Origin of the sequence: [Brevibacterium] flavum (assembly GCF_019317305.1) — a bacterium.
Taxonomy (GTDB): Bacteria; Actinomycetota; Actinomycetes; order Mycobacteriales; family Mycobacteriaceae; genus Corynebacterium; species Corynebacterium glutamicum.
Genome location: NZ_CP079240.1, coordinates 328930 through 351203, shown reverse-complemented (window position 1 = coordinate 351203; position 22274 = coordinate 328930). Strand labels below are relative to the sequence as shown.

The window sequence follows — 22274 nt, the reverse complement described above, 5'->3', positions numbered from 1 at the left end:
ATTCTTGGTGTGCGGTGTTATGCCTTGACTGGGATTTGTGGCTGAAGCTCTGCCGGCAGTTCAGGGAAAACGACACCGACGGACTGCAGGTTGTCCTCAATAATGTTCTTGCCACGTTCCTGCAGTGCTTCATAGGTCCAGCCACCTGGGTTAAATTCAGTAACTGCTGGCTCTGGGTGCTTCCACACCTGCATGCGGTCGCCGCCTGCACCGATGGCCTGTCCAGAAATATTCGCTGCCTCATCAGAGGAAAGGAAGGCCACAAGTCCCGCAACATCCTGAGGAGTGCCAAAACCTAGGGTCTCGCGGAAGAATGCTGGCATGGCCTCGCCACGCTCATCGGCCTCTACAGCCTTCTGGAAATATGGCACCGTCTTGGTCATATCGGTGGCTGCTTCCGGAATGATCGCGTTAATGGTGACACCTGCGCGCTTCATCTCCAGCGCCCACGTGCGAACCATACCCACGATGCCCGCCTTAGCTGCAGCGTAATTGCTCTGTCCGAAGTTGCCGCGCTGCCCGGTGGGAGAACCAATCGTGACGATGCGCCCCGCGATTCCATTCTCCTTGAAGTATCCAAATGCCTCGCGGACACAGGTGAAAGTGCCCTTGAGGTGCACGTTAATGACTGCATCGAAATCATCGTCCGTCATCTTCAGCAGGGACCTATCACGAAGGATGCCCGCGTTTGTGACAAGAATGTCCAAAGAACCGAACTTGTCGACGGCCTCCCGCACCAGCAATGCGGCGCTTTCAGAGGGTCCAACGGGGGCGATAACGGCGGCGGCTTTGCCGCCGGCTTCGGTGATTGCTGCGACAGTCTCATCTGCGGCTGCCTGGTTTACGTCATTGACGATGACAGATGCACCCTGACGGGCAAGCTCCTGAGCGAAGGAACGACCAAGTCCTGCACCAGATCCGGTAACGATGGCGACTTTTCCATTGAGAGACATTTCAAACTCCTTTGAAGGTTTGTGATCCCAGACACTCCGTCGGGGCGTGATACCAATGAAAACTCATAACGTTGAAAATGTCAACTATTAATTTTGAAAACTTACATCGTTCGCTTGACGCACAGAATGCATGCATGTTCAAATGATTGAAGATCGAAACTATTTTTCAGCCAGTTCACATGGAGCCACTATGACCGCCAGCAACCCCACCGCCGAGATCATTGGCGGACCAGAACGATTCCTCGAGGCCGAATTGTCTCAGCAGATTCAATTCCTCACCGCCCGCGCACGAGCCAAGGGATCCGCCAAAGGAAACGAAGCCTTAGTCGGCCTCGGACTTAAAGTTCGCCAATACTCCACACTGTCCCTAGCGGCCAGCGGATTAAAACCAACCCAACGAGAATTGGGAGCATTTCTCGACCTAGACCCAAGTCAGATTGTTGCCTTGGTCGATTTCCTAGAAAAGCGCGGATTAGTGGTCCGGGAAGTCGACCCCCGGGATAGGCGCTCGAAGATCATCGTCGCCACCGAAGAAGGTCTGGAAATTCACGACGAAGCCACCAAACGCCTCCTCATCGCCGAGGGTGAATCTCTAAAAAACCTCACCTCCGACGAGCAAGAACAACTAAGGGAACTGCTGCTCAAAATCGCCTTTTAAGTCTCTTAACCACGCCGGCCATGTTCACATGGCCGGTTTTTTCATGCCAATTAGAGATCGGCACAATTGTGAAGATCGGGGGCAAACTTATTGCAAGGATCCACAAAGGTGCAGCTAAGAGCGATTATCACCACCCCCGAAACCCTGTGGAGTGATGAATTTTCCTATAGAACGTTTTTTAAACGATTGACTTTTTAAACGTTTACGCTTTTAATGACTTCAAACGTGATCCAAAGCACAAAGGAGAATGAAAGTGAACCTCGGAATAGGAAGCTACCCACGACGCAGGGCAACTGTTCGACCAGAGTCCACTGCAATCGAATTCGAAGGCACCAGCATCACCTACGGAGAATTCAGCAAACGAGTCAATCGGCTTGGACATGCCCTTCTAGACCTCGGCGTTGCACACCAAGATCGAGTAGCTTATGTCGGATTCAACCACCCTGCCCTGCTAGAAGTGTTCTTTTCAACGAACCTCATCGGGGCAACACCCGTGCTTGTTAACCCTCGCCTATCGGCAAACGAAATCGATTACATCATCCAAGACAGCGGTGCGAGCATCGTGTTTTACGGAATCGACCTCATCGAGCACGCCACTTACCTCCAAGAGCTCCATCCAGAGATCATCATGGTGGCCGTTGAAGGCGATGAGGGTCCAGGTTTGCGTCGAAAAGCGCTTATTGAAGCGGCGAGCGACGCCGACATCGACCTAGAAGTCAGCGATGATGACATCGCGCTGCTCATGTACACCTCCGGAACCACTGGCCGCCCAAAGGGCGCCATGTTATCCCACCGAAACCTCTTCTTTAACTACTTCAATGCCCTGCTCAGCCAGGAAATTGAACAAGGCGCGGTACTTTTATCCACTGCGCCGTTATTCCACATCGCGGGCCTCAACATGACCACCATCCCGGTGATGATGAAGGGCGGAAAGGTGATAATCCACCGCGAATTCCGGGCAGAGCACGTCCTCGACGAAATTGAACGCTCCAAGGTATCCGAATCCTTTATGGTGCCGGCGATGATCGACATGTTGTCCAACCACCCATCATTTGCCGAACGCGACCTTTCCTCCCTTCGCGCCATCATGGTGGGCGGCTCTCCCCTTAGCGAACGCGCGCTGCGAATCTGGCAAGGACGCGACGTAAAAATTGTCCAAGGCTTCGGCATGACAGAAACCGCACCGGGCGCCTGTATCCTCGAGGCAACAGACACAAGCACACACCTTGGAACCGCAGGTCGAGCCCACTTCTTCACCGACATCAAACTAGTGGACCCGAAAACCGGCGAAGAAGTCCCCACCGGAGAGGCCGGCGAAGTTCTCATCCGCGGACCACATGTGATGACCGGATACTGGAACCGACCAGAAGACACCGCCAGCGCACTACAAAATGGCTGGTACCACTCCGGAGATATCGCCATCAAAGATGCAGACGGCTACTACACCATTAAAGACCGCATCAAAGACATGTACATCTCCGGCGGCGAAAACATTTACCCCGCAGAAGTCGAACAAGCACTCCAGGAACTGGAAGCAGTCCTTGATGCCGCAGTCATCGGAGTCCCCGATGAACGATGGGGCGAAACTGGCATCGCCTTTGTCTCCATCCGAGAAAGCTACCTGACCAACCCACCAACCGGACCGGAACTACGAGAACTACTAGGCAGTGTCCTAGCCAGATACAAACTTCCACGAGAAATCCACATCATCGAAGAACTCCCCCGCAACGCCACAGGCAAAATCCAAAAGAACATCCTGCGAGACTTCACCATCCCCGTTTCATAACCCCCCAACGTCACTTTGAAAACACTTGGAGAACGCAATGACTACATCTTCCACAGCTTCGCCGATCGCTGAATTACAAAACCTCAGCCCGAAGCAAAGAAAATCAGAATCCCGGCGCGCGATTATATCCAGCTACTTGGGCTCCACGATCGAGTTCTATGACTTCCTGTTATATGCCGCAGCCTCCGCGACGGTATTCCCCGCAGTGTTCTTTACCAATCTCGATCCGCTGGCTGGAACCATTGCCGCCTACGGAACCTTCGCCGCAGGTTATTTAGCTAGGCCACTTGGTGGAGCAATCTTCGGACACTTCGGTGACCGTCTTGGACGCAAGAAGATGCTTGTATTGTCCATGCTCATCATGGGTGTGGCATCCACATGCATCGGCCTTGTCCCGAGCGCTGAAATGATCGGAAGCATGGGTGCGGTAATCCTGATCATGCTGCGCATCTGCCAAGGTATTGCTGTCGGTGGCGAGTGGGGCGGAGCTGCCCTCATGGCACTGGAACACTCAGATTCCAAGAAACGCGGATTCGCTGCATCCTTCACCAACGCTGGTGCACCGACCGGCGCTGCATTGGGAACCTTCGCGCTTGGCACAGCATCTGCTGTTCTCACCCAGGAGCAATTCCTTTCATGGGGTTGGCGCATCCCATTCCTGCTCTCTTTCGTTCTGCTGATTGTCGGCTTGGTTATCCGCGCGAAAGTTAGCGAATCCCCGCTGTTCGCAGCTGCAGCGGCCGCCGAAAAGGCCAAGCCAACCGAACGTAAAGTCCCCCTCTTGCAGGTCCTTCGCCGACCAAAGGCACTGATCTTGACCATGCTTGGCGGCGCATCAGGATTCGGACTTCAAGTTCTCTTGTCCACCTTCTCCATCAGCTACGCAACACAATCCGGCATCGAAAGATCCAGCGTCCTCTACGCCTTCGCAGTCGCCTCAGTGTTCTCTGTCTTCTTTGTGGTCCTCTTCGGTCGCGTATCCGACCTCTTCGGACGCCGACCCGTCATGATCATCGCGCTCGTACTGTTCGTGGCCTACCTGCCGGCATTCTTCCGGATGCTCACCTCAGACAACTGGTTCATCCTGCTCTCGGCATTCACCATCGCGCTCGCACTCCACGCCATGCTTTACGGCCCACTAGCAGCGTTTATCTCCGAACAATTCGGAACCTCCGCGCGCTACACAGGTGCATCCCTGGGTTACCAGTTGGCCACGCTCATCGGTGCAGGATTCACCCCAACCATCCTGGCTAGCCTCTACGCGGGACCAGGCGGCGGAACCTCTGTCACCCCAGTCATCGTCTTCCTCGCAACGATGTCCCTAGTATCCATCATCGCCATCACAATCACCAGAGAATCAAAAGACCACGATCTTTCTACTTACGAACACTAAGGGGACGATAGGGTCAATTTAAAAATGCCGGTTTCGCACGAAGTGCGAAACCGGCATTTTGCGTCGAAAAGCGTGCTACTGCGCGATCTCGACGACAACCTCGACCTCGACAGGCGAGTTGAGCGGCAACTCCGCAACGCCCACAGCAGAACGCGCATGCGCGCCAGCCTCGCCGAAAACCTCACCCATCAAATTGGAAGCACCGTTGATAACAGCAGGCTGACCACTGAAATCATCAGCAGACGCCACGAAACCAACAATCTTCAACACGCGAGTGACCTTATCAATGCCAACAAGCGCATCAATCGCAGCAAGAGCGTTTAGCGCAGCCGCACGAGCCAACTTCTCCGCATCCTCAGCGGAAACCTCAGCGCCAACCTTGCCGGTTGCAGGAAGCTGACCATCAACGAAAGGCAGCTGACCAGAAGTCCACACCTGGTTACCGGTCTGAATCGCAGGAACATACGCAGCAACGGGCGCCGCAACGGAAGGAAGAGAAATGCCCAGCTCTGCAAGGCGTTCGGAATTAGAAGCCATAAGAACTAAGCCACCTCACGCTTCATGTAAGCAACGAGGTTCTCAGGGTTCATACCAGGCATGACCGAGACCAACTCCCAGCCGTCCTCACCCCAAGTATCGAGGATCTGCTTAGTTGCATGCGTAATCAAAGGCACAGTTGCGTATTCCCATTTAGTCATGGCAATCATCCTACCGGGGAACGCATTTCTAAGGCTTCGGGGGCGTGCTTCTTGCTAGCCCCTTTGCTGGCGTGCCTGACACTTGCGTTGGCTCTTGTGCTGGGCTGGTGCGCCTGTGGTGCCCTGGGGTGCGCCTGTGGTGCCCTGGGGTGCGCCTGTGGTGCGCCCTGAATCAAAAAAGCTGACCACGTTAATGGCCAGCCCTTGAAATTAATTAAACCCCGGCGATCTCGCCCCCCTGAGCCAAATATTCAGCCCAGTTAGTAATGTGCGGCTTCTTTCGAAGCAATGCACGGCGCTGGCGCTCGGTCAGGCCTCCCCAGACTCCGAATTCCACCTTGTTATCTAAGGCATCGGCGCAGCACTGCATGGCTACAGGGCAGTGGCGGCAAATTGCTGCTGCTCGGCGTTGCGCTGCACCACGAACAAACAATGCATCTGGGTCGCCATTTCGACACTTTGCCTGAGTGACCCACTCACCACGCTCTGTGTGGTCCGAGGAAGCAATTGTGGCGCTGTCCCTATAAAAGGGGTTGTTGCGCTGCTCTGGAATCACAGACGTCATGACAATCTCCTTAAAATGCGCTACATATGCACGGCCTAATACTTAATACACTCGTAAGTGTAGTCACACAGTCAATTTGCCGTCGAATGCATCACACCAACGGGGGCAATACTTTTATGGCCACACTGCCAAGCCTCCAACGAGAGGACTTTACAATTGTCCAACATATCTGCAGTTCACTAGCCCTACCACAGCTCAACTCATTAAATTCAGTTTTGGAAAATTAGGCATTTCAGCCAGCCCCGAAATTACCACAAACTAACCCCATCAGAGGTCATCACTGGCTTCAAACCTGCTTCACACATACCGCTTGAGACGAGTTGGAACATGGATCGCATTCCGCAAACCCTTAAGGTCATTCACTTAAAATGTTGATAGAAGGATTTTTCTTGTAGAAGAATTCTTGGACGTAAGCACAGTTGCGAATAAATGGTTTAACCCCTCTGTGGCTGCTAACAAAGGGCCAGTGGGGCGCTTTCCGGACTGCAGTTCGTGGTTTTCTGCACGTTTTCCGAACGTCAGCTCTACAGTCCCCTATAGCTTGCCTGGTGGATTCCCAAAGCATGCCGACTGTCAGCAGTAACGCACAGTCGAATAAATAAAGATTGGCTGACATTGTTGGAGTCTTGGGTTCACGATTCCCGGGGTTATCGCTAGGCTGTTGGAGTGTCCACCACGAATTCTCTGACAAAGCTCGTTGCATCTACAGTCGCCGCTGGCGTCCTTGGTGCGCTCGCACTTGTGCCTTTCGCTAGTCTTTCTGGCGTTGCGGTTGCGCGTACCAATGACACGATGCAGACCAACCTTTCAGATCTGACGGATGGTCGCGGGCCGGGCGTCACGACGATTACTGATTCCACCGACCAGCCGATTGCTTATATTTATGCGCAGCGGCGGTTTGAGGTTGGGGGTGATCAGATTTCTACGTCGATGAAGGATGCGATCGTTTCGATTGAGGATCGCAGGTTCTATGAGCATGATGGTGTGGATTTGCAGGGCTTTGGTCGTGCAATCCTGACGAACCTGGCTGCGGGTGGCGTGGAGCAGGGTGCTTCGACGATTAACCAGCAGTATGTGAAGAACTTCTTGCTGTTGGTGGAAGCTGATGATGAGGCGGAGCAGGCAGCTGCTGTGGAAACCTCCATCCCTCGTAAGCTCCGTGAGATGAAGATGGCGTCTGATTTGGAAAAGACGTTGTCGAAGGATGAGATTCTGACTCGTTATCTCAACATTGTTCCTTTTGGTAATGGTGCTTATGGTGTTGAGGCTGCGGCGCGGACGTATTTCGGTACGTCGGCTGCCGAGTTAACCATTCCACAGTCTGCGATGCTCGCGGGCATTGTGCAGTCTTCGTCTTATCTCAATCCATACACCAATCATGATGCTGTGTTTGAGCGTCGTAATACTGTTTTGGGCGCTATGGCTGATGCTGGCGCGATTTCCCCAGACGAGGCTTCGGCTTTCCAGCAGGAACCTTTGGGTGTCCTGGAAACCCCGCAAGGCTTATCCAATGGTTGTATCGGCGCTGGCGATCGTGGTTTCTTCTGCGATTACGCTCTGCAATATCTTTCTGAGCAGGGAATCACCCAAGATATGCTGGCGAAGGATTCCTACACCATCAAATTGACTTTGGATCCAGATGTTCAGGATGCAGCGCACAATGCGGTGTCCTCCCACGTTGATCCAACCACCCCAGGTGTCGCTGAAGTTGTGAACGTCATTGAGCCTGGCGAGAACTCCCGCGATATTTTGGCTATTACTTCTTCTCGCAACTACGGCCTTGACCTGGATGCTGGTGAAACGATGCTGCCTCAGGCAACGTCCCGTGTGGGTAATGGTGCCGGTTCCATTTTCAAGATCTTTACCGCCGCTGCAGCCATTCAGCAGGGCGCTGGCCTAGACACCATGTTGGATGTTCCTTCTCGATATGAGGTCAAGGGCATGGGCTCCGGCGGTGCCGCGAACTGTCCCGCAAATACTTACTGCGTGGAAAACGCAGGATCCTACGCGCCTCGCATGACTCTGCAGGACGCTCTCGCGCAGTCCCCCAACACTGCATTCGTTGAAATGATCGAGCAGGTTGGCGTGGACACCGTTGTGGATCTTTCAGTAAAGCTGGGCCTGCGAAGCTACACCGATGAAGGTTCCTTCGACAGCGAAAGCTCAATCGCGGACTACATGAAGGACAACAACCTCGGTTCTTACACTCTTGGACCTACCGCTGTTAACCCTCTTGAATTGTCCAATGTTGCTGCAACCATTGCGTCCGGTGGCATGTGGTGCGAACCCAACCCCATCGCCAGCGTCCATGACCGTGAAGGCAACGAAGTCTACATCGACCGCCCTGCATGTGAGCGCGCCATCGATGCCGAAACGGCTTCAGCTTTGGCCGTCGGCATGAGCAAGGATACGGTCAGCGGAACTGCGGCCTCTGCAGCCAGCATGTACGGATGGTCCTTGCCAACCGCAGCGAAGACCGGTACCACCGAGTCCAACCAGTCCTCAGCATTTATGGGCTTCAACAGCAACTTTGCCGCAGCTCCATACATCTACAATGACGGCACCTCCACCACCCCACTGTGCAGCGGCCCCGTCCGCCAGTGCAGCAGCGGTAACCTCTTCGGCGGTAACGAACCAGCTCAAACATGGTTTAACATGGCAAGCAACGTCCCCGCAGCTTCGCAAGGAACACTGCCATCCAGCAGCGATTCATTCCGCCTCGGCACTTCAGGCGAACTCCTCAACCAGGTTGTCGGCCAAAGCGAAGCCTCCGCTCGACGCACCCTCGAAGCCAAAGGCTACAAGGTCACCACGCGTTCAGTCTCCGGCGCCGGCAGCGCGCGCGGCACCGTGGTCAGCGCAACCCCTCAGGGTGCAGTGCTTATCGACGGTGGAACCGTCATTTTGAACATCTCCGACGGCACAAGCCCTGCCCCCGCTGCCACCAACAATGATGACAGCGACGATGGAGACACCCCTGCTCCATCAACAAACAACCGCGGAACAACCATTGAAGACGCCATCAATGACGCCATCAACCAGTTCTTCCGCTAGAAATACCTAGTTGCTCAAACGGCTCTTCACTGCGGTGGAGAGTCGTTTTCCATCTGCACGGCCAGCAGCCTTAGCGGTAGCAGCCTTCATGATCTGGCCCATCTTCTTCATATCGGCCTCGCCACCGACTTCGGCGATAGCCTCATCGATCAGCGCGTTCAGCTGATCATCATCAAGCTGCTCAGGCTGGTAGCCCTCCAAAATGGCAGCCTCTTTAAGCTCAACGTCAGCCAATTCCTGACGACCATTTTCGGTATACACCTCAGCGGACTCGCGACGCTTCTTAATCTCACGAGCAATCACCTTCAACACTTCTTCATCATTGAGTTCGTGCTTGGTTCCCGATGTTTCTTCCTGGGTCAATGCGGAAAGCAGCATGCGCAAGGTACCAGTGGTGTCCTTGTCGCGGGCCTTCATAGCGGTGGTCAGATCTGCGCGGATTTTGTCTTTTAGTTCACTCATGTTTGCCCAGAGTACTCCCCAGGTAGGGTGAATAAGGTGTCAACTATCGCTAAAACACTCACTTTTTCAAGTGCAGCCCTACTCGGAGCTGGTATCGCCACCGCTGCATGGGGATACTCAGAGCTCAAAAAATTCGAGCTCAAAACAGTAGAACTGCCAATTTTGAAGCCTGGAACGCTCCGTGGAAAGAAGGAATTCCGCCTTCTCCACATCTCTGATCTCCACATGATCCCAGGCCAAGAAACCAAAAAAGCATGGGTCTCCGCACTCGATTCACTAAGCCCCGATTTGGTGATCAACACCGGCGACAACCTTAGCGATGAAAAAGCAGTCCCCGACGTCCTCCGCGCACTCGGCCCACTGATGAACCGCCCCGGCGCGTTTGTCTTCGGAACCAACGATTACTGGGCACCCCGCCCCGTCAATCCTTTCGGCTACCTCTTCGGTAAAAAACGCGAAGTGAGCCACATCGACCTCCCCTGGCGAGCCATGCGAGCTGCTTTCATCGAACACGGATGGCAAGACGCCAACCAAAAGCGACTCGAATTCCAAGTAGGTTCCGTCCGCCTCGCCATCTCAGGTGTTGATGACCCCCACCATGACCTCGACGACTACTCAGAGATCGCAGGGGCACCAAACGTGGACGCTGATCTGTCCATAGCGTTGCTTCACGCCCCAGAACCTCGAGTCCTCGCTCAGTTCGAAGCCGACGGCTACCAGCTTTCCCTCTCCGGCCACACCCACGGCGGTCAGCTTTGTCTTCCGGGCAGCAAGCCAATTGTCACCAACTGTGGAATCGACCGCAAACGCGCCACCGGCCTCAACAAATTTGGCGACATGTGGATGCACGTTTCCAACGGCCTCGGCACCTCCAAATACGTCCCATTCCGCATCTTCTGCCGACCCAGCGCCACCCTAATAAAGATCACTGAACAGGCACTTTGACCTGACAAACCCACAGGACTACAGTGATTTCCCGTACTGATTCCAGTAACTCGGGATATGGCGCAGCTTGGTAGCGCGTGCCGTTCGGGACGGTAAGGTCGCAGGTTCGAATCCTGTTATCCCGACAACTTAAAACCCAGGTCAGATAGTGTTCCCACTGTCTGGCCTGATTTTCATTCTGCAGCCACTTTCGCCAGACGACGCCTCTCCCACATTTTGTTGAGCCACTGCAAAAAGAACCCGAAGAAGATTCCCAAAGCTGCGCCTACAACCAGGCCGATCAACGGCTGTTCTTGGAAAAGCCATCCGCCCACATAACCCAACAAAGTTGCCTGGGTTGCCCAAATTAGCACTCCAATGGAATCCCACACGATAAACCTCGACCAGGAATATCCCACAGATCCCAAAATGATGGTGACAAACCACCTAGCCCACGGAATAAAGCGGGCGATAATGATTGTCGAAACATCCCGTTCATTAAGGTTCTTCCGCGCCCACTCCAGCGCTTTTCCGCGCCTCGATTCTCCCGGAATCCTGTTCACCATATTGATCAACCGCGTGCCAAAGAAATAACACAGGTTGTCACCAATGATCGCGGCCAACGTTGCTACTGAAATAACCAACCACAAGTTTGGAGTTCCCCGAGCTCCTGACCACGCCCCTGCCAAAGCAAGAACAGTCTCACTGGGGATAAGCGGCAAAATGCAGTCGATGAGCACCACAACTGACAGCACCGGATAAAACACCGATGCTGTCATGAGTGTTTCCACCCAACTCACCAACTGATCATTCAATGGGAATCCCTCTCATTAAAAAGAGCCTTATTGAGCCGATATTAATGATCAATCCTGGCAATTTCTTGATGATTCCACCCCAAACCGCAACCTTGCGCACTTGGAGTGAAACTTCTCATCTTCATTTCATCTTGGTGCCTAACAATGGAATACAGATTGAGTTGATCAAGGAGAACCCCCAATGAAATCACTCCCCCGTTTCGCCCCACTGATTACGATTCTGGCTCTGCTCGTACTCGTTGCCATCGGAGGATCTGCACTGGCAAATAATCGTGCTACCCCTAATGTGGAAAGTGAACCCGCCACGGTCAACCAGCGTTCCACTCCCACAACTTCCGCGTATGAGCCCCCTGCTACAGAAGCTCCGGAAGAACCAACCACACAAATTCAAGAATCCCCAGTACAACCCCCAGTTCCTGCCCCCGCTCAAATTCCTCAAGCCCCACAAGTTCCACTCAATTATCAGTACTATGACGATGACTGGGACGACGACGATGATGATGACTTCGACGACGACTGGGACGACGATGACGACTAACTAACCCCTGAGGCACTTTCTATTTCATGGCTAAATCAACTCCTTTGATTGCATCGCTGCGCTGGCGAATCGTCCTGTGGATGACAGCGGTTGTTTTCCTGACCCTGGCCAGCGTTGTGATCATTACCCGTTCGGTGCTGCTTTCAGAGGTAACCAACACCGCGAACTCGGCAGTTGAGCAGGAAATTGAGGAGTTTCGTCGCTTTGCAGCCGAAGGAATTGATCCAACAACTGCGCAGCCTTTTGAATCGGGGCATCGCCTGATGGAGGTTTACCTGTCGAGGCAGATTCCGGATGAAAATGAAGCCATTGTCGGCATTTTCCCAGGTGAGCTCATTCAGGTTGATTACTCCCAGCTCAGTGGCGCCCATCCGCTTCCTTTGGAACACTCCGATCCGTTGATTTCGGAAATCCGACAGTCCACGCTGAATTCTGGAGTTTTCAGCGATCTTGAACGCGGAACCACTCACTGGGGAAAGGTGAATTTCCAAACTGCTTCCGGTGAGGCCGATGGTGAGTTCGTTGTCGCATTCTTCGCTGATAATCTTAAAGACCAGGTCAACGGCCAAATCCAGATTCTCATTTTGATCGGCACAGGGGGTTTGATTGCCTCAATTCTGATTGCTTGGTTGATTGCAGGCCAGATCATTGCCCCGATCCGCAAATTGAGTTCCGTGTCCGCAAAGATCAGTAATTCGGATCTCACCTGGCGCGTCCCTGTGGAGGGTCGTGATGAGATTGCGCAGCTGGCCAGGACTTTCAATGCCATGTTGGATCGCATCGAAATCGCGTATAACGATCAGCGCCAGTTCGTTGATGATGCCGGCCACGAGCTGCGCACCCCGATCACAGTGGTGCGTGGCCAGTTAGAGCTTCTCGCCACCACCCCGCCGGAGGAACAAGCGCGGTCGATTGAGCTGGCCACAACTGAGTTGGATCGAATGTCGCGAATGGTCAATGATCTGCTCACCCTCGCAGTCGCCGATTCCGGCACCTTCATCCACGCCCACCCCACGGATGTCACGGATTTAACAATCGATATCGAAGACAAAGCCCGCACCATCAGCGACCGAATTTTGCTTGTCGACGCCGCCGAGGGGCAAGTAAACCTCGACGAGCATCGGGTCACCGAGGCAGTGCTGGAGTTGTTCGGCAATGCGTTGCGCTACAGCGATGATGTGGTGGAGTTGGGATCAGATTTCAGGGGGTCTGGCCCCGACCGCGTTTTTCGCATTTGGGTTCGTGACAAAGGAAAGGGTGTCGATATGGATGAACAAGAAGCCCTGTTCGATCGCTTCTCCAGAGGCTCCCAAAAAAATTCACGGCGTCCCGGTGGCGCCGGCCTAGGCTTATCTATTGTCAAAGCAATCGGCGAGGCCCATGGTGGCCGAGCTTTCGTTAATTCAACACCAGGTTTAGGTTCCATTTTCGGACTAGAAATTCCCGCACCACAACAATCAAAGGAATACACCCATGAGCAAGATCCTGCTCGCTGAAGATGACGCCGGCATCGCAGATTTCATCGTTCGTGGCCTCATCCGCGAAGGCTTCGAATGCGAGGTCACCGAATCCGGCGCCGAAGCTTTCGCCCGCGCACATTCCGGCGATTTCGATCTCATGGTTTTAGACCTCGGCCTCCCCCACATGGACGGCACGGATATCCTAGAGCAATTAAGAAATCTGCAGGTCACGCTACCTATCATTGTCCTCACGGCACGCACCAACATCGAGGACCGCCTCCGCACCCTCGAGGGCGGCGCCGACGATTACATGCCCAAACCATTCCAATTCGCAGAATTACTGGCCCGCATCAAACTCCGCCTCGCCAAACACACTCCTCAGGAAATGCCGACCGATGCGCGCGTGCTACGAAACGGCGATTTGGAGCTCGATCTTCGTACCCAGCGTGTGCTTATCGACGGCTCCTGGCACGACCTTTCCCGCCGCGAAGTCGATCTCTTAGAAACTCTCATGCGACACCCAGGGCAAATCCTCTCCCGAGTCCAACTCCTCCGACTGGTGTGGGACATGGATTGGGACCCCGGCTCAAACGTGGTGGACGTATATATCCGCGCGTTGAGGAAGAAAATCGGTGCCCATCGGGTCGAAACCATCCGAGGATCTGGCTACCGGCTGCGCTAACTGCAGAACGAGACCAAAAACCTAAAATCTACGCTGTCTTTTGGTTCAGATTTCACATTTCTCTCTCAGTGTCAGGTCAGTGGTGAACCACCATCCTTAGCAAGGAGTTCATCATGTCCATCCCCTTCTCAGTCCTTCAGGACTACCTGGATCTGATCAGTCCCGAAGCCTTACCCCAGATCCCACAGCCCCCGGCCCCTGCCCCCACAGCACCCCAGCTACCACCGGCGCCGGACCCACACAGCATCGAGTGGCCGATCTTCCCACCAGATCGAATCTCCGCCAACGGGCGACGCTACTACGAGCCACAAACACGACTCGAGTTCATGCGGATCTACACCACCCTGCCGCACGGCTACCGCCAGCCCTTCCTCACAGCCAACAACATCGGCCACTGCACCGTTCGAACCTGGCTAGCAGCAATAAGCACCTTCAGCCGGCTTCCCCATGCTTTTGATGATGCCCACCGCTTCGGGATCGAACGCACCACCCCAGTCGACGATGTCACCACACTAACGGCTGATGACAAACGTGACCTGGTCATAGGATACTTAGCTCAACCACACGGTCAGGGCCAGCAATTCCTCACGTTTTACCAACTCCGTAAGCACACCATCATGGCCTGGTGCGCCGCTATGACCGACGGGGACTTAGACGCTGATATCTCACCCCGCAAGATCGGGTTGATGACCACCCGAACCGTGGTCGAAATCGTTCGACTACGCCACATGATTGCCCAACAACTAGAAAGAGCCACGATCATGGAAAACGAGTACCTCAAAGAAATCGCAGCGCTGAAGAAAGAACTCGCGCACTACAAGCAAAAAGACCATCAGAATCAAATGGTGATCGATATCTTGGGAAAAGCTATTGGGACCAGGCCCAATCCTGGCGAGGGCTTAGACGAGGAGGACGCCACCTAAACGTGGATGAGCAACGCGCCTTTGATCAAGGACTCAAGGAAGAAAACACCTTGATCACAGATCTCACCACCTGTGCCAGGCTGAGCCATAACAAGGCATTACGGCTGATCAAGCTGTCGAAATCAACGGCGTATTACCGCAACAAGCGCGTCCCTGTCCTGCACCGAAACCTGTCCTGCAGGCCGTGCCAGCACCAACAGCACCTGGTGTGGAACTAGCAGCACCTGGTGTGGAACCCACACCAGAGCCTTGGCAGGGGAAGGAGCCAGCAGTGTCGTCGGTGCGTCAAGCGTTGGCAGAACACGAACGCCAGTTCATTGTTGATGCGATCACCGCGTACCCACAACTGAGCGTTAGTGGGGTGTTTAACATGTTGTTTAACAAAGGCATCTACCGCGCATCACTACGTACATGGTGGCGTGTTGCCAAGCAGCACAAGTTGTTACACAAAGACCGAGTCAGTGCCCTGTCCCCGGTGAAACGATCACCAACGCCACGGGTTAAGCCGAGGTTGGAAGCAACACAGCCTGGTCAGGTGGTGTGTTGGGATGTGACGTTCTTGCCGTCGCTGGTACGTGGTAAGACCTATGCGTTGCATCTGGCGATTGATTTGTTTTCCCGCAAGATTGTTGGGGCGAAGGTCGCGCCGACGGAAAATACCTCCACCGCGGTGGAGTTGTTAACGCAGGTGTTAGCGGATAATCCGGGTGTGGTGACGGTGCATTCGGATAATGGGTCGGCGATGACATCGACGAGGGCGGCGGTTGTTAGCGGATCATGGTGTGGCGTTGTCGTTGATTCGGCCGCGGGTGAGTGATGATAATGCGTTTGTGGAGTCGGTGTTTCATACGTTGAAGTATCGGCCGTTTTATCCGAAGGTGTTTGCATCGATGGATCAGGCCCGGGTGTGGGTGGAGGAGTTTGTGGTGTATTACAACACGGTTCATCCGCATTCTGGTGTGGCTGGGCATACTCCACAGTCGGTGTTTGATGGTAGTTGGAGGGCGGTGCATCGGTTGCGTGTGCAGGCGTTGGATGCCCATTACCGGCAGTTCCCGCAGCGGTATGTGGGACAGCCGGTGGTTCAGGAAGTTGCTGGTGTGGTGCGTCTTAATGGTGCGCGTGATGATGGGTCTGTACAGGAGAGGGTTGGTGGTGTAGCGTCGCTGTTAAGTGCTTGAGTTAGCACGTGTTCTTATCGCCCCCCTGGTTCACAAACCCCTGGCAGCGAGCGTTCTAGCCCTCCAAAGTGTCGTATTGAACCAAAGAGTACAAAGGCGCAAGGGCTTTTGGCCTAACACCGCAATCTGACCAAAAAGCCAGCTCGGAACCCAAAAATCCCAACTCGCTGTGTGGCCGTTAGAAGCACGAACACAAGCACTCCCAGGGGAACGTTCATTCGAAAAACTCGACGCCTTATACGAGCTTCTAGAGCCTCGGAACCAATTGCTCGAGATCGCAGTCTAACTAGAGTATGGAACCGAAAAAACCTGTCACATATAAAGAACTTGCCCACGAATATTCAAGAAGAACGTTTAACAAACTCTTCACCAAAATTACTGGCTTCGTCTATCTAAAAAACGATCTAATCAACGATCCCAACTTAGTGACCCAAGCACTGCTCAAAAGATGCCCAGAAGGAGTACTTCGCGGATATGCAGCATTAAAGCAACGTGGCTATCAGCTTTTAGACGATCAGTGGATGCCAATCATCAGTGTTTCCGGAGATCTAAACAAGAGGGACTGCTCACGAGGTGAAATTCTCAGGCGGATTGAACCAGAAAACACCCTGCTCAGTGGCAACATTAGGTTCGTTAATGATGTTCAAGCGATCCAAGACGTCTTCGACCTGCATTCTCTCAACGACTTTGAAGACCAAGTAGCTCTCATCGATCATCTCATCAGGCAGCGCCCCGAATTATTCCAAGAACTCATACAAGAGCCAAAACTGAAGAAACACACTCAATACGCCAATCCTTTTGCTGAATCTCCGCAAGAATCACGACTTCGGGTCAGACTTCATTCACTGGGTTACCACGGCTTCATCCCACAGATTCATGTTGAATACGACGGTCAATCCTATTTTCTAGATCTCGCAGATCCGCTGTGGCAGGTTGCCCTCGAATACAACGGCGGATGGCACTACACCTCTGAGCAGCGAGAGAAAGATTCTCATCGGAAGAATGCTCTGAAAAGTGCGGGATGGGATGTCCTAGAAGTGACATCAAAAACTCTGCAGAATCCGAATTCCTGGAACAACCTGATACAACAGATCAATAGCTCTCTCCGCCGAAAGCAGGCTCAGAGACGCCGAAGGTTACCCATGCAAACGGTGGGCTAACGGCATCACTGAAAAAAGACCAAGAGCACCATAAAAACATAGGGCTCTTGGTCTTTTTCTTTAACTTTTTAGGCCTAGAACAGGTCGAATCAGACCAAAACCATCAGAATTCCGAGGCTTCTTGGTCTGTATCTACATCATCCGCAACCGCAACCGCCTTTGGCTTCCGAAGCGCAACAGCTCCAATGGCACCCATCGCTACTAGAACAGCGACTGACATCCACACTGCTGCAGCTGATCCGCCATTACCAATGGAAGTCACTGCAAAGGTTGGGTAATGCAGTGGCATCATGCCTGCGACGACTCGCCACACAAGTGCGATATTGGATACAGCGGTAACACTCCAAACGTGGCCAATTACTGCAGCTTGGGCTACCCATCCCAGAACAGAAACCACAATAGCCCCGGTTGTTCCCAACACGTCAAGCAAAATCCGGGAGAGAATACCGGCAACAACAGTGGCCAGAAGTAAAATTCCTAGAGCTCCAAAGAGTGCAACCACGGACATTCCCAGGGCGACAGTGAACAAGATAATGCCACCGATTGCAGTGACACCAATGACAGCAAAGGCCATCAGCCACTTGTTTTTTAGTGTTGCCCATCCAAGTGCTGCACCGGCCAGCATGACCAATGCTGAAATTAAGAAGGCGTACATGGGCGCTAGTGCGCTGGTGCGTTCTTCGTCTGCGGTGCCTTCGATTGTGCCGGCGGGTACTTGGGGTACCGGGAGGGCTCGTTGGACTGCGGAGGTTTTTTCTTCGTTGAGGGTGGCCATGGAGTCTAATCGGTTTGCACCTTCATCGAGTGCGGTGAAGCCTTCGACGGCAGTCCCAACGCCTGCTTCTAGCTCTTGCAAACCTGCAGATAATTCGGCTGCTCCATTGGTGGCGCTGTAAATACCATCGTGGAATCCATAGCCGGGGACTGCGAGTTGGTTAGCCAGGTCGCGGGTGCCGGAGCGTAGTTGATCGAGTTGGTCGGTCATTTCTACGGAGATGCCGAAGTTTTCGAGGTGTCCTCGGACTTCGGTGATTTGTTTGCGTAGGTCTTCTGCTTCGGGGATTTTGCTGGAGGCGAGTTGTTTGTCTGCTTCGTTGAGGGCGCCTAAGAGTTGCTGCTGTACAACGACAAGACCGCCAAGTTGTTCGACTGCGTTTTGGACGCCGTCGGCAATTTCGGTGGCGCCGGTTCCCATTTGTCCAGTGCCGGCCTGGAGTTGGATGAGGCCATCGTGGAGTTGCGCTGCACCGTCAGCCGCGGCTGAGACGCCGTCTTCGAGTGGGGCTGCGCCGTCGATAAGCTGCTGTGTTCCTGTGGTTAGCTCTTCAGTTCCTGAGGTGAGGAACCCCGCTTGGGCGCCGGCTTCTCCGGCGGCGCGACGGGCTTCGATAAGCTCCTGGTTGTTGGTGGCTACGGAGGCTGCAGGTGCCCCCGTTACCTCATCTGCTGAGGACCATGCGCGGGAGACGTCCAAGCCCATGGCGGAGGCGTAGATAGTACCTGCGATGAGCGGGACTAATAGCAGGAGGGCAGTCAAGATTTTTCTTGATCGAGAAGCAGCGGCAGACATAGTGTGCAATCTAGTTATTGTTTTAAGGTTTAGCAGGGAGGCGCACCGAAATGTGCTCTTGCTACCTCATCAAGTAGTTTTGTAAATAGTCAATTTAAAGGGTAAATGCCCTCCCGTGTCACTGAAATCGTTTTGGCGGTGGCGAGGGTTCTATGGGCGATTAGGGATAATGCATGAGTTTGCTATTTGTTGTGGCGCTTGCTGTGATCTCAGTATTTTTGGCGCCAATTTCGGTCAAGGTGATTGATCGAAAAGCTGGATGGCCTTTGGCTGTAATCTTTGCAGTCGCCGCATATTTTTTGGTGCGTGAGGCTGGTCCAATTTTGGATGGTCAGGCGCTGACCTGGGATATCACGTGGGTGAGGGATATTCTCGGCTCGGGTGTCGACGTCAAGTTTGCCTTGCGCGCTGATGCGTTGAGTTTGTTCTTTGCACTGTTGGCGCTGGTTATCGGCGCTGTGGTGTTTGTGTATTCGGCGGAATATTTGCCGCGGAAGAAGGGCAACACGAGTTTTTACACCATCATGACGGCGTTTACCGCTGCCATTTTGCTGCTCGTGCTTGCCGATGATGTCTTTGTGTTGTTCGTCGGCTGGGAGCTTGTTTCGCTTGCGTCATTCATGTTGATTGCGCGTTCGGGTTCTTCTGGTGAATCTGGTTCGATCCGCACGTTGATTTTGACGTTTTTCGGCGGCCTCACGCTGCTTACTGCGGTGGCGATTGCTGCGACCCAAGCTGGCACCACCAGCCTCGATGGTATTTTGCACTCTGATTTCTGGGCGGAGAAGCCAGTGCTCACGGGTGTTATTGCGGTGCTGATTGCAATGTCCGCGTTCACCAAATCTGCGCAGTTCCCGTTCCACTTCTGGCTGCCTGAGGCGATGGCTGCGGCCACCCCCGTGTCGGCGTTCCTGCACGCTGCGGCCGTGGTCAAGGCGGGTATTTACCTGTTGCTGCGCTTTAGCATTGTGTTCCATGATGTTGCGGTCTGGAATTGGTTGCTGATTATCGTCGGCATGGGTACGGCCATCATGTCGGCGTATTTCGCGGTGCAGAAGACCGATCTGAAGAAGCTCACGGCGTATTCCACTGTGTCGCATTTGGGTTGGATCGTAGCGACCATCGGCGTGGGCACTCCTTTCGCGCTCGGCGCTGCCATTGTGCACACGCTCAGCCACGCGCTGTTCAAGTCCTCGTTGTTCATGCTCATTGGCGTGATTGATCACCAGACTGGCACGCGCGATATTCGTCGCCTCGGTTTCCTGGTCAAGAAGATGCCGTTCACGTTTGTGTCTGTATTAATAGGTGCGCTGTCGATGGCATCAGTCCCGCCACTGCTCGGCTTCGTGTCCAAAGAAGGCATGATCACAGCGTTCATGGACGCCCCCATCGGCAACTCCTATGTTGTATTACTGCTAGTCGGGGCAGCAATCGGCGCGGTTCTAACCTTCACATATTCCGCGAAACTCGTGCTCGGCGCATTCGTCGACGGCCCACGCGACATGTCACACGTCAAGGAAGCCCCCGTCTCCCTCTGGCTTCCGGCCGCCCTGCCTGGGCTTATGTCTCTGCCACTAGTCCTAGTACTTTCGCTTTTCGACGCCCCCGTCTCCGCCGCAGCCACCTCCGCCGCGGGGGAAGCGGCGCACATGCACTTGGCATTGTGGCACGGCATCAACACCCCACTGTTGATTTCCTTGGGTGTGCTGGTGGCCGGAATCCTTGGTGTGCTGTTCCGCAAAGAGCTGTGGAAAATCGCCGAGACCAGCCCTTTCCCCATCGCCACAGGCAACGACATCCTATCGATGCTGGTTTACCGAGCCAACTTGCTGGGTAAATTCTTCGGCCGCATGGCTGATTCCATGAGCCCACGCAGGCACTTGGTCAGCCTCATCGTGCTGCTCTGGGCGCTGGCTGCTTTTGCCACCATTCATCCGTCTGTTCAACTGGCACCAAAGCAGCCAGGCATTGACCGCTGGATCGACCTCATTCCGCTTGCCATCATCGCGCTATCTGTCTTTGGCCTTGTCACCACCCAAAACCGCCTCAGCGCTGCAGTTTTGGTGGGCACCGTGGGCGTGGGTGTGTCCTTCCAAATGCTGCTGCTCGGCGCACCTGACGTGGCACTGACCCAGTTCCTGGTCGAAGGCCTCGTCGTGGTAATCATCATGATGGTTGTCCGCCACCAGCCTGCCAACTTCAAGCGCATCAAGCCCAGCAGAAGGCGCAGCACCGTTCTTGTCGCCGTCCTTGCTGCCTTCGCCGCATTCATGGCGGTGTGGGGATTGCTTGGCCGTCACGAACGTTCTGAGCTGGCCATGTGGTACCTCAACCAAGGTCCAGAGATCACCTCTGGCGCCAACGTGGTGAACACCATCCTCGTGGAATTCCGTGCACTGGATACGTTGGGCGAGCTCTCCGTGCTTGGCATGGCAGCTGTCGTCATCGGTGCGATGGTGGCTTCCATGCCTCGTCATCCGTTTGCCAAGGGCACCCACCCTCGCCCCTTTGGCCAATCACAGTTGAACTCCATTCCGCTGCGCATGCTGCTTAAGGTGCTGGTTCCAGCGCTATGCTTCTTGAGCTTCATGGTGTTCATGCGTGGACACAATGATCCGGGAGGCGGTTTCATCGCAGCCCTAATTGCCGGTGGCGCGCTGATGTTCCTGTACCTGTCCAAGGCCAAAGATGGCCGCATTTTCCGCCCGAATGTTCCTTTCATTCTCACTGGTGCGGGCATCTTGATGGCAGTGTTCTCGGGCGTACTGGGACTCACCCACGGTTCTTTCCTGTACGCCATCCACTTCAACTTCGCAGGCCAGCACTGGACCACCTCGATGATCTTCGACCTCGGCGTGTACCTGGCCGTGTTGGGCATGGTGTCCATGGCAATCAACGGCCTGGGCGGATACCTGCGCCCAGGTACCGACATTGCAGATCTGGACTACGCCCGCCGAAGTGGCCCACTGCCAGCAACGCCAACGGTTGAACCCGAACCAGAAGGCGATGAAGACTGGCCCGAACCCATCAACCCCGCAGGCGATAACAAAGAGGAGGCAAACCGATGATTCTCGCACTGACAGTCGCGATACTTTTCGGTGGAGGTGTCTACCTCATTCAGCAACGCGGAATGGTGCGCATCGTCTTCGGCATGTCACTGATCGGCCACGCAGCGAACCTGACCATCCTGTACGCCGGTGTGCCCACGTGGCGCGGCGAAGCCTTCCCCGACAGGACCCCGCTTACCGACGCCGCCGATCCACTCCCCCAAGCGTTCGTCCTCACCGCCATCGTCATCGCGATGGCCACCACAACCATCATGTTGGCCTTGGCAGCACTGGGACGCAGCGACGACACCCGGTCCATCGAACCAGATGACGATCAATCGCCTTTGACTACTAGCGCTCGTTCAGTCACCAACCCAACAGATCAGGAGGACCGAGCTTAAATGG

Annotated in this window: 22 protein-coding genes and 1 tRNA gene; 16 read left to right on the top strand and 7 right to left on the bottom strand. The window is 54.3% G+C overall.

Annotated elements, in window-relative coordinates; all coding sequences use genetic code 11:
* Window positions 1-17: 17 nt before the first annotated feature.
* Window positions 18-953, bottom strand: a complete 936-nt coding sequence (locus KW808_RS01675) for an SDR family NAD(P)-dependent oxidoreductase (protein WP_003863313.1) — start codon at window positions 951-953, stop codon at window positions 18-20.
* Between the two features lie 190 nt (window positions 954-1143).
* Here KW808_RS01675 and KW808_RS01670 point away from each other — a divergent pair, with 190 nt between their 5' ends.
* The 3 genes from KW808_RS01670 (at window position 1144) to KW808_RS01660 (ending at window position 4790) form a co-directional block, all read left to right on the top strand.
* On the top strand, window positions 1144-1611 hold the full coding sequence (locus KW808_RS01670) for a MarR family winged helix-turn-helix transcriptional regulator (RefSeq protein WP_003863315.1): 468 nt from the start codon (window positions 1144-1146) through the stop codon (window positions 1609-1611).
* Window positions 1612-1858: 247 nt separating this feature from the next.
* On the top strand, window positions 1859-3397 hold the full coding sequence (locus KW808_RS01665; protein ID WP_003863316.1) for an acyl-CoA synthetase: 1539 nt from the start codon (window positions 1859-1861) through the stop codon (window positions 3395-3397).
* Window positions 3398-3434: 37 nt separating this feature from the next.
* Window positions 3435-4790, top strand: coding sequence for an MFS transporter (locus KW808_RS01660; RefSeq protein WP_003863317.1), 1356 nt, complete (start codon window positions 3435-3437; stop codon window positions 4788-4790).
* A gap of 75 nt (window positions 4791-4865) precedes the next feature.
* Here KW808_RS01660 and KW808_RS01655 read toward each other — a convergent pair whose 3' ends face one another.
* The 3 genes from KW808_RS01655 to whcA form a co-directional block, all read right to left on the bottom strand.
* Window positions 4866-5327: a RidA family protein gene (locus KW808_RS01655; RefSeq protein WP_003863318.1), complete on the bottom strand. Its 462-nt coding sequence runs from the start codon at window positions 5325-5327 to the stop codon at window positions 4866-4868.
* A gap of 5 nt (window positions 5328-5332) precedes the next feature.
* Entirely contained in the window at window positions 5333-5488 is a 156-nt protein-coding gene (gene sp36, locus KW808_RS01650) for a Sp36 family protein (RefSeq protein WP_003855791.1), read from the bottom strand.
* A gap of 214 nt (window positions 5489-5702) precedes the next feature.
* Window positions 5703-6053, bottom strand: a complete 351-nt coding sequence (whcA, locus tag KW808_RS01645) for a WhiB family transcriptional regulator WhcA (protein ID WP_003863319.1) — start codon at window positions 6051-6053, stop codon at window positions 5703-5705.
* Between the two features lie 666 nt (window positions 6054-6719).
* Here whcA and KW808_RS01640 point away from each other — a divergent pair.
* On the top strand, window positions 6720-9107 hold the full coding sequence (locus KW808_RS01640; RefSeq protein WP_003863320.1) for a transglycosylase domain-containing protein: 2388 nt from the start codon (window positions 6720-6722) through the stop codon (window positions 9105-9107).
* 6 nt (window positions 9108-9113) lie between these two features.
* Here the strand turns inward: KW808_RS01640 and KW808_RS01635 are convergent, their stop codons facing one another.
* Window positions 9114-9569 carry a GatB/YqeY domain-containing protein gene (locus tag KW808_RS01635; RefSeq protein WP_003863321.1) on the bottom strand — a complete coding sequence of 152 codons (456 nt, stop codon included), beginning with the start codon at window positions 9567-9569 and terminating at the stop codon, window positions 9114-9116.
* Between the two features lie 36 nt (window positions 9570-9605).
* Between KW808_RS01635 and KW808_RS01630 the strand changes: the two genes are divergently transcribed.
* A complete protein-coding gene (locus KW808_RS01630) occupies window positions 9606-10514 on the top strand; it encodes a metallophosphoesterase (protein ID WP_003863322.1) in 909 nt (302 codons plus the stop codon).
* Between the two features lie 51 nt (window positions 10515-10565).
* A tRNA-Pro gene (locus tag KW808_RS01625) sits at window positions 10566-10639 on the top strand.
* A 48-nt stretch (window positions 10640-10687) separates the two neighbouring features.
* On the opposite strand, the gene KW808_RS01620 is transcribed toward KW808_RS01625, so the two are convergent.
* Entirely contained in the window at window positions 10688-11308 is a 621-nt protein-coding gene (locus KW808_RS01620; protein WP_003863323.1) for a DedA family protein, read from the bottom strand.
* A 181-nt stretch (window positions 11309-11489) separates the two neighbouring features.
* On the opposite strand from KW808_RS01620, the gene KW808_RS01615 reads away from it, so the two are divergent.
* The 8 genes from KW808_RS01615 to KW808_RS01580 all read left to right on the top strand — a co-directional run bounded on the left by KW808_RS01615 (window position 11490) and on the right by KW808_RS01580 (window position 17252).
* Window positions 11490-11846 (top strand): hypothetical protein, encoded by a 357-nt coding sequence (locus tag KW808_RS01615; RefSeq protein ID WP_003863325.1) that lies wholly within the window; start codon window positions 11490-11492, stop codon window positions 11844-11846.
* Between the two features lie 26 nt (window positions 11847-11872).
* On the top strand, window positions 11873-13342 hold the full coding sequence (locus tag KW808_RS01610; RefSeq protein ID WP_003863326.1) for a sensor histidine kinase: 1470 nt from the start codon (window positions 11873-11875) through the stop codon (window positions 13340-13342).
* Entirely contained in the window at window positions 13320-13988 is a 669-nt protein-coding gene (locus tag KW808_RS01605) for a response regulator transcription factor (RefSeq protein ID WP_003863330.1), read from the top strand. The genes KW808_RS01610 and KW808_RS01605 overlap by 23 nt, the downstream gene beginning before the upstream one ends.
* A gap of 113 nt (window positions 13989-14101) precedes the next feature.
* Window positions 14102-14911 carry a hypothetical protein gene (locus KW808_RS01600; protein ID WP_034983451.1) on the top strand — a complete coding sequence of 270 codons (810 nt, stop codon included), beginning with the start codon at window positions 14102-14104 and terminating at the stop codon, window positions 14909-14911.
* Between the two features lie 2 nt (window positions 14912-14913).
* On the top strand, window positions 14914-15129 hold the full coding sequence (locus tag KW808_RS01595; protein WP_499651905.1) for a hypothetical protein: 216 nt from the start codon (window positions 14914-14916) through the stop codon (window positions 15127-15129).
* A complete protein-coding gene (locus KW808_RS01590) occupies window positions 15096-15728 on the top strand; it encodes a DDE-type integrase/transposase/recombinase (protein WP_499652464.1) in 633 nt (210 codons plus the stop codon). Before KW808_RS01595 ends, KW808_RS01590 begins: the two co-directional genes overlap by 34 nt.
* On the top strand, window positions 15721-16092 hold the full coding sequence (locus KW808_RS01585; protein ID WP_499652463.1) for an integrase core domain-containing protein: 372 nt from the start codon (window positions 15721-15723) through the stop codon (window positions 16090-16092). Before KW808_RS01590 ends, KW808_RS01585 begins: the two co-directional genes overlap by 8 nt.
* A 293-nt stretch (window positions 16093-16385) precedes the next feature.
* Window positions 16386-17252, top strand: a complete 867-nt coding sequence (locus KW808_RS01580) for an endonuclease domain-containing protein (protein ID WP_003863331.1) — start codon at window positions 16386-16388, stop codon at window positions 17250-17252.
* Window positions 17253-17355: 103 nt separating this feature from the next.
* Here the strand turns inward: KW808_RS01580 and KW808_RS01575 are convergent, their stop codons facing one another.
* A complete protein-coding gene (locus tag KW808_RS01575; RefSeq protein ID WP_034983487.1) occupies window positions 17356-18822 on the bottom strand; it encodes an ABC transporter permease in 1467 nt (488 codons plus the stop codon).
* A 173-nt stretch (window positions 18823-18995) separates the two neighbouring features.
* Between KW808_RS01575 and KW808_RS01570 the strand changes: the two genes are divergently transcribed.
* Together KW808_RS01570 and KW808_RS01565 are read left to right on the top strand one after the other, a co-directional pair.
* Window positions 18996-21890 (top strand): DUF4040 family protein, encoded by a 2895-nt coding sequence (locus KW808_RS01570; RefSeq protein WP_003863333.1) that lies wholly within the window; start codon window positions 18996-18998, stop codon window positions 21888-21890.
* Complete coding sequence (locus KW808_RS01565; RefSeq protein WP_003855762.1) at window positions 21887-22270, top strand: cation:proton antiporter subunit C; 384 nt, start codon at window positions 21887-21889, stop codon at window positions 22268-22270. The genes KW808_RS01570 and KW808_RS01565 overlap by 4 nt, the downstream gene beginning before the upstream one ends.
* Window positions 22271-22274 lie beyond the last annotated feature (4 nt).